This is a genomic window from Novosphingobium sp. AP12 (genome assembly GCF_000281975.1).
In the GTDB taxonomy this organism is placed as follows: Bacteria; Pseudomonadota; Alphaproteobacteria; order Sphingomonadales; family Sphingomonadaceae; genus Novosphingobium.
The window spans coordinates 24797-31641 of record NZ_AKKE01000051.1 but is presented as its reverse complement, the minus strand read 5'-3'; the positions used below and the strand labels follow the sequence as shown (position 1 = coordinate 31641).

Annotated in this window: 7 protein-coding genes; 1 reads left to right on the top strand and 6 read right to left on the bottom strand. The window is 65.6% G+C overall.

What is annotated here, in order from left to right; genetic code table 11:
• From PMI02_RS09445 to PMI02_RS09425, 5 genes are all read right to left on the bottom strand, one after another.
• Window positions 1–332: nuclear transport factor 2 family protein (locus PMI02_RS09445; protein WP_036503156.1), on the bottom strand; the 332-nt coding region annotated here is incomplete at its 3' end.
• Between the two features lie 7 nt (window positions 333–339).
• Window positions 340–1236: an SDR family NAD(P)-dependent oxidoreductase gene (locus PMI02_RS09440; RefSeq protein WP_007681959.1), complete on the bottom strand. Its 897-nt coding sequence runs from the start codon at window positions 1234–1236 to the stop codon at window positions 340–342.
• Window positions 1233–1763 (bottom strand): nuclear transport factor 2 family protein, encoded by a 531-nt coding sequence (locus PMI02_RS09435; protein WP_007681958.1) that lies wholly within the window; start codon window positions 1761–1763, stop codon window positions 1233–1235. Before PMI02_RS09435 ends, PMI02_RS09440 begins: the two co-directional genes overlap by 4 nt.
• A gap of 46 nt (window positions 1764–1809) precedes the next feature.
• Complete coding sequence (locus tag PMI02_RS09430; protein WP_007681957.1) at window positions 1810–2925, bottom strand: AraC family transcriptional regulator ligand-binding domain-containing protein; 1116 nt, start codon at window positions 2923–2925, stop codon at window positions 1810–1812.
• 94 nt (window positions 2926–3019) lie between these two features.
• Window positions 3020–5392: a TonB-dependent receptor gene (locus PMI02_RS09425; RefSeq protein WP_007681956.1), complete on the bottom strand. Its 2373-nt coding sequence runs from the start codon at window positions 5390–5392 to the stop codon at window positions 3020–3022.
• A 733-nt stretch (window positions 5393–6125) separates the two neighbouring features.
• Here PMI02_RS09425 and PMI02_RS09420 point away from each other — a divergent pair.
• The gene (locus PMI02_RS09420) at window positions 6126–6659 is read left to right on the top strand and encodes a hypothetical protein (RefSeq protein WP_052025500.1); all 534 of its coding nucleotides are present in this window, start codon (window positions 6126–6128) and stop codon (window positions 6657–6659) included.
• Here PMI02_RS09420 and PMI02_RS27035 read toward each other — a convergent pair.
• Window positions 6622–6831 carry an SDR family NAD(P)-dependent oxidoreductase gene (locus tag PMI02_RS27035; RefSeq protein WP_007681953.1) on the bottom strand — a complete coding sequence of 70 codons (210 nt, stop codon included), beginning with the start codon at window positions 6829–6831 and terminating at the stop codon, window positions 6622–6624. The two genes, PMI02_RS09420 and PMI02_RS27035, sit on opposite strands and share 38 nt — an antisense overlap.
• Window positions 6832–6845 lie beyond the last annotated feature (14 nt).

Here is a 6845-nt window from a genome sequence, read left to right as displayed (position 1 = left end):
CGGCCGCCGGCGATCCACAGGCTCTCGTCACGGTTGCGGCCGACGAACTGGTAGTAGGTTTCCGAATGGGCGGTGTCTCCGTCTAGATCGATCGTAGTCTGCAGTAGAGCGTGGTGGGTCACGATCTGTCCGGCCTCGTGCATCGGCACGGCCCAGTCCCAGCAGTCCGCCGCGCTGCCGACGAACGGGCCCGCCGCCATTTCCGCATCGTCCCAGAAGGCCGAGAGGTAGATGTCGCGGTCGAAGCGGTCCATACCCCGCGAGAAGCGGGCGAGGCATTCGTGGATATCCTGCTTGTCGAGCAGCGCGTCCATGCGCGCGTCGCGGTCCATTGGGCGGTCACTTGCCACGGTAGTCGGCCTCCGAGATCGGTTTCCAGATGGGCGAGCCGCGCGTCGCGCGGGCCGAGGCGATGACGCTGCCGTCGATGTCGGTCAGGCCGTATTCCTGCGCCAGTTCGGCGGTCACATACTCACCGCCCGACCGTTTCATGACGTCGGGATCGGCGGCCAGCGCGGCGATCACGCGGCCCGGATGCTCGACGCTGCTGCCTTGCATCGAGGTGATGGACTTGGTCATCCTGTCGCCCATCTTGGCGAGGTTGTCCTTCGCCTTCTCGGTGAGCGTCAGGCCCTGCCACAAGGTGAGCGAGGCGACGCCGTGCGGTTCCAGCTCGATCGCCATGTCGCGCGCCATGCGGTCCACCGCCGACTTCGAGGTGCCGAAGATCACGCCGTAAGTGTAGGTGACCGCCGCGAAGCCCGAGATCGCCACGATCAGGCCGGAGCCCTGCGGCGCCATGATCTTCGCCGCGTGCCAGGCCGCGACGTAGTTCGACTTCACGCCGACATCCCACATCTCGAGGTTGGCGAGCGGCTTTTCCCAGAAGCCCTTGGGCTCAAGCAGGTCGTCGGACAGGGTGAAGGCATTGTTGACGAGGATATCGAGCCGGCCCTGCTCCGATGCGATGCGGTCGAAAAGCGCCGCCACGGCGGCATCGTCGCCATGATCGCAGGCGACGGCGATACCCGTGCCGCCGCTGGCCTTCCCCCGCTCGTCGCATTCGGCGGCGGTTCCCCCCACTGTTCCGGGCAGGTAGTAGTCGCCTTCGCGCACCGTGCGGCCGGTGATGTAGACCGTCGCGCCCTGCTCGGCGAGGACCAGCGCGATACCCTTGCCGATGCCGCGGCTCGCGCCGGTGACCAGCGCGACCTTGCCGGCGAGAGGGGCGCTCACTTGACCTCTCCGGCGAACCAGCGCTCGGAGAAATCTTCCTTGGCGCGGCCGGGGAAATGCTCGGCGGTGAAGGGATAGCCCATCACGCCCTTCGACCAGTCGGCCGCCGCGCCCCAGTCCTGCTCCCAGTCGTAGAGCATGACGCGGTCGGCGATGCGCCATTCACCGTCGCGCTTTTCGAAGCTGTCGAGGTAGCGGCCGCCGATGCAGGTGTCGCGGTCGCCCTCGCCCATGTCGACGCGGTGGTACGAGAAGACGTGGGTCTCGGCCTTGGCCGTATCGCCAGAGAGTTCGATGTGGGTCTGGCCCAGCAGGTGCTGCGTGTCCTTGATCGCGTCGGCGCCGGGCACGACCCAGGCGAGGTACGTCTCGAAGTCGCCGCTGTGGACGCCGTAGTCGAAGCGCGCCTCGGGCCACCAGCACGCGCGGATGAGATCGGCGCTGCGCCGGTCCTCGCCGCGTGCCAGCCGGGCGACGCACGTGCGGATCGCTTCGCGGTCGACCACCTGCTGCAGAATCGGGTCCATCGTCCTCTCCATCATCGGGCTGCCCTTGAGGCAATCTCGGGAGGGGCTACCGCACTTCGCGATGCCCTTGCTTGACATTTTCAGACGAAAGTCCGGCGGGCGCAATGGCAGCCTCGCGCAATCGCCGGGGCGACATTCCGAAGGCGCGAACGCAGAAGCGGGTCATCACCGATTGTTCGGCGAAGTGGAGCTTGTCGGCGATCCAAGTAAACCGGTGCCGGGTGCTGCGCACGTAATAGAGCAGCGCCTCGCGGCGCACTTCGTCCTTGATCTGCTGGAAACTGGTACCTTCCTGGAGAAGCCGGCGATGCAGGGTCCGGGTGTGCAGGCCGAGATCGTCCGCCACTTCCGCGTTCGAGCAGGTCCCCGAATGCAGTCCGCGCAGGATGGCACCGCGCACGGCGGCATGAAGCGGCGGCGCCTGCCGTGTGAAGCGCTGTTCGACGGAAGCAATCAGGCGCGCCTGCTCGTCGGGATCGGCATCGATCACCGGGCTGGCAAGATCGGCATCGGAGAGGATGATGCCGTCATGGGGTTGGTCGAAGAGCGGCTCCAACCCGAAGTGAGCGCGGTACACCGCCAGCGGCGCCACCGGCTGGTGGCGGAACAGGACCTGGCGCGCGCGGGCGCGGCCGCCGGTCAGTTCAGCCGCGCCGAGGTGCCCGGCAAGGATGACCAGTTCTATCGCCTGGTCCTGCCGCTCGTAATGGTCGACGAGCAGTTCGTGCGAGAACAGATGCTGGCGGCGGCCGGGCGCGCTCCGCCGCGTGATGCGCGCCGCGCGGCTGTGGACGTGCATATGACTGGTGGCGAAATCGAGCGCGGCGCCGAGCGTGCCGGAATGGCGCATGACGGCGCCTAGCGGTCCGTGCATTCCGGTGCCCGCCTGCCGCGCCGCCAGCTGCATTCCGAAGTCCGGGCAGCGAAGCATCTCGGCCGCATCGGACAGTACGGCGATCGTCTGGCGGTACGTCCCATGCGCCGTTTCGCCGTCGGGGGACCATGCTATTCCGGCTGCGGCAAGCAGTGGTTCGGGCGCGCCGCCCAGGTCTCGGCAAAGCGAAGTGAAACCGCGTAGAAGATCGGCGTTGACCGTGTCGAACGCGGCGTCGCCGTCCGTCGGCCTGTCGATGTCGCGGATCGAGGTCACGGGTGCCAGCATGCATCTGCTCTCGGATGCGTCAAGCGCTTGCCCGGAAACGCCGAAGGGCGGGCGTCCTTTCGAACACCCGCCCTCCGTTGCGATCGCGTGGACCTCAGCGCGAGCCGAAGGCGTAGCGTACGTTGATGCCGAACTCGCGCGGGGCGGAGCTGGTCACGGCGGTGTAAGTGCTGGTGTAGGTCGTCGCCGCGAAGCCGGCAGCGGCGTTACGGTACGACGTGAACAGCGGGTCGCTGCGGCTCAGGGTCTTGGTCGTGTCGAACAGGTTCTTGGCGAACAGCGCTACTTCCCACGCGCCCTTGGGATCGCGGATACCGGTGTAGAAGTTGAACAGGCCGTAGGAACCCAGATCGTCGTAGACGTTGTTCGGGTCGGTCTGCGAATTGCCCGCGAAGCTCATCAGGCCGCGAACGTAGGCATCGACCCGGTCGCTGACCGCGAAGTTGTACTCGCTGGTGAGCGTCGCGCTGAACGGCGCCTGGAAGCCCGAACGCTGCGAGACGTCACAGGCCGACAGATTGTTGCCGCCGGTGGCAGCCTGCAGCTGCGCCAGGGTGGGCGCTGAGGTGTTGGCATCGGGGATGCCGTCGCCGTTGAGATCGTTGCAAGGGATGGTGCCGTTCTTGATCTTGCCCATCGAGTAGCTGGCGACCGCGCTGACGCTCCAGCCGGGGATGAGGTCGAAGGAGACGTCGCCCTCGATGCCGTTCACTTCGACCGGCACGGCGCCGACGAAGTTGAACTGCGAGACCACCGGGTTCGCCGGATTGGTATAGTCCACGAAGTACACGCCGCGGCCGCCGACGCGGTAGGGGTAGTTGTTGAACTTCTGGTGGTAGCCAGTGAGGTTGGCGCGCAGGCGGCCACCCATCAGCGTGCTCTTCATGCCGATTTCATACGACTTCGAGGTTTCGGCCGGCAGGTTGATGAAGCTGCTTTCCAGCTCCGACTGGCGCTGGCTGAAGTCGCCCACGACGTTGATGCCGGGGCGCCACGAGCTGCCGGTGCTGGCGTAGATCATGAAGTCGGGCGTGAAGTTGTGCTTCACCGATGCCGAGTAGATCCACTTCTTGGCGTCCTGGCCCTGCGTATCGGTCAGCGCGCTGTTCACGTAGAGCGCGTTCTCCGACTTGTAGGAGATGTGACGCACGCCGCCCGACAGCTCGGTGCTGGAGCCGAGGTGCGCGGTCAGGTTGCCGAAGAACGACTTCTCGCGGCTCTCTCCGACGCGGTCGACCGCGGTCTGCACGACAGAGAGGACGCGGCCGGTGGTCGCGCTGGTCGGCACGCCGATGATCGTCGGGCGGGTCAGCTCGGTAGGCTGGCTGGTCTTGTAGTCGAAATAGCCGACGACGTAGTCGAAGATGTCCGCGATGCGGGCATCGTTCTGCAGGCGGATTTCATGTGAAGTCCACTTGGGATGCGAGTAGGTGAACTGGTTAACGTCGCCCGGGAAGAAGTTGCCGAAGTCCTGGTTCTCCGGCGCGCTGATCTTCTGGGTGTTGTGCTGGCCCTGGTAGATCAGCACCTGGCCCATCGCCGAGGCTTCGGCGCGCCAGTTGAGGATCTCGTAGACCTGGTGGACTTCGCGGGCCGTTTCCTGGATCGACCGGCGGTCCGAGGTGTCGATGTAGCGCGGGCTGGCCGGCGCGGTCGGGTTGACTTCGCTGAACGAGGCCACCTGGTCGTAGGTGAACGCGCGGCGGTCCATGTACTGGTACAGGCCCTCCAGCTTCAGCCAGTCGGTCGGCTGGACCAGCCCGGAGACTCGGCCGCTCTTGGTACGCGAGAAGGGATCGCGGCCAGCGGTGATCGGACGCACGCGGTCGCCCTCGTTCTCGTCCCAGACGCCGGCGACGCGGATCGCGGCGACACCCTCGATCACGGGCAGGTTGAGACCGCCCTTGAGGTTGATCGTGCCGATGTCGTTGGCTGTCATGTCGGTGAAGCCACCGATTTCATACAGGTTCGGCTTCTTGGCGCCGATGGTGATTGAGCCCGAGGGAGCCGCACGGCCGCGCAGGGTGCCCTGGGGACCGCGCTGCACCTCGATCTGGCCGATGTCGTACATCTGCTGGAGGATCGCGCCGGCGGTGATCGGGGCGTCGTTGAAGTAGAATTCGACGGTCGGGTTGCTGCCGCTGGCGGTGATGTCGAAGTTGACGCCGCGCAGGCGCGCGTTGCCGCCCGTGCCGTTAGCCTCGGTGGTCAGCTGCAGGCCGGGGACGATGGTCGAGACTTCCTTGAAGTCACGCAGGTTGAGCTTGGCGACATCGTCCGCGGTCACCGTGTCGATGACAGCGGGAACGTCCTGCACCGCTTCGTCACGTCGGCGGGCCTGGACGATGATGACGTTGCCGACTGCGGCATCTTCCTCTGCAGCGGGCGCCGTGTCCTGCGCGAAAGCAGGTGCCGAAAGGCCGACCAGGCTGGCCGAACACAGCAGTACAGACGAAAATAGCCTCATAACATCTCTTCCCTAATCATTGGTCTTACCGTTCTGGCCGGATCACAGCCGAGAGCGAGACCTTTGGTCAGCGCCATCGGCCGCAGCGCGGCCACGGATTTTCCCGCCGTTTGACGAGAAGAGTGTCGTTCGGATCTACACCGTGCTCGACACCGGTCCGGCCAATTGCGACCAACGCTGGCCTGCAATCAACGCGCGAACCATACGAGGCAGGACGCGCGGAATGAAGCAGTGCGCGGCAACATCCCTATGGCGATCAATGGCGCGGACGTTTTACGCCGGGGCGATTTGTCGAGGGGCTGCAATTGGTTGAATGACCGGGGTGACGGGTGTGACACTTTGCCAACCTTCGGAAATCGCGCGATTTTCCGTAATCTACTGCACCCCATGCAGTACGCACGCGCGCCGCTGTATTGGTTTTACCAAAACACGCAAAAGATAGAGCACCGTCGAATCGCTCTCATTGGGCTTCCAGTATCTGCCAGGTGCGTGACTACGGCGATAATAGACTTCAAATCGCGTCGCTTGAGAATCGCCTGTCCGCGTGCCTCCTGGTGGGCGCAGGATCACTAAAACGTCGCCCGTGACACTTTGCCGCCGGTAAAGTGTCATTGCTGACAAAGCGACAGGGTCCCCGGAAAGGGGATTCTCACGATTCCGTTTATGTGCTCTATTTTGCCTCGCTATGTTCCTTGACACGCCCCCCATCCCGCATCGCGGCCAGGCCAGCGATATGGGCGAGCTGCTGGACCTCATCGCGCACACCAGCACCCGGCCACGCTACGCCTTCATGGTGCTCAGCCTGATCGCCGAGATCGCCCGGCCCGACGGCAGCGCCGGACCCATGGTGATGCACGGCGGGCGCGCCACCCTGCTGCGTGACTGGCTCTGCGACGCGCTGGCGCCGATGGGCGCGCGCGATCCCAAGCGGCTCATGCTGACCGAAAAAGTCCGCGCCGAAGTGATGATCTCGGGCAAGGCGCCCGAAGAACCGCAGGCGGTGGAGGAGGCCATCGCCGCCGAAGTCCACGAACGCATCCGCAAGTCCGGCAAGACCAACCTCAGCCGCGCGGTGTCCGAACTCGTCCAGGCCGGGCTGATCCGCCGCCACTACCAGGGGTTTCGCGTCGATCACCACAATCGGGGTGCGGGGCGACACGTCGTCTATGCGCTGGTCGGGCGCGCCAGGTGCCTTATGGGCCGATCCTCGCCCTCCCCTCTCCCGCCTGTTATCGACCGGCGGCAGGGCGAACTGCGACTGAACTAAGGGCAATGGCGCGCTTCGGATCGAAGTCGCCCGCGAGCGCTTCGATGCGCGTCGGCCCCCGCGAAGTCAGCACGACCTTCGCCCCCTCGGCGAGATAGGCCCGCGCTACGGCCGAGCCGAGGTCGCCCCCTGCCCCGGTGACCAGGATGCGCTTGCCTGCCGGTCGTCCCATGCCTCGCTCCCGCC

What these genes read in the sequence shown, in the direction of transcription:
- PMI02_RS09435 (WP_007681958.1), bottom strand. Translation starts at nt 1,763, where the DNA reads ATGGACCCGATTCTGCAGCAGGTGGTCGACCGCGAAGCGATCCGCACG.
- PMI02_RS27035 (WP_007681953.1), bottom strand. Translation starts at nt 6,831, where the DNA reads ATGGGACGACCGGCAGGCAAGCGCATCCTGGTCACCGGGGCAGGGGGC.
- PMI02_RS09425 (WP_007681956.1), bottom strand. Translation starts at nt 5,392, where the DNA reads ATGAGGCTATTTTCGTCTGTACTGCTGTGTTCGGCCAGCCTGGTCGGC.
- PMI02_RS09420 (WP_052025500.1), top strand. Translation starts at nt 6,126, where the DNA reads ATGGGCGAGCTGCTGGACCTCATCGCGCACACCAGCACCCGGCCACGC.
- PMI02_RS09430 (WP_007681957.1), bottom strand. Translation starts at nt 2,925, where the DNA reads ATGCTGGCACCCGTGACCTCGATCCGCGACATCGACAGGCCGACGGAC.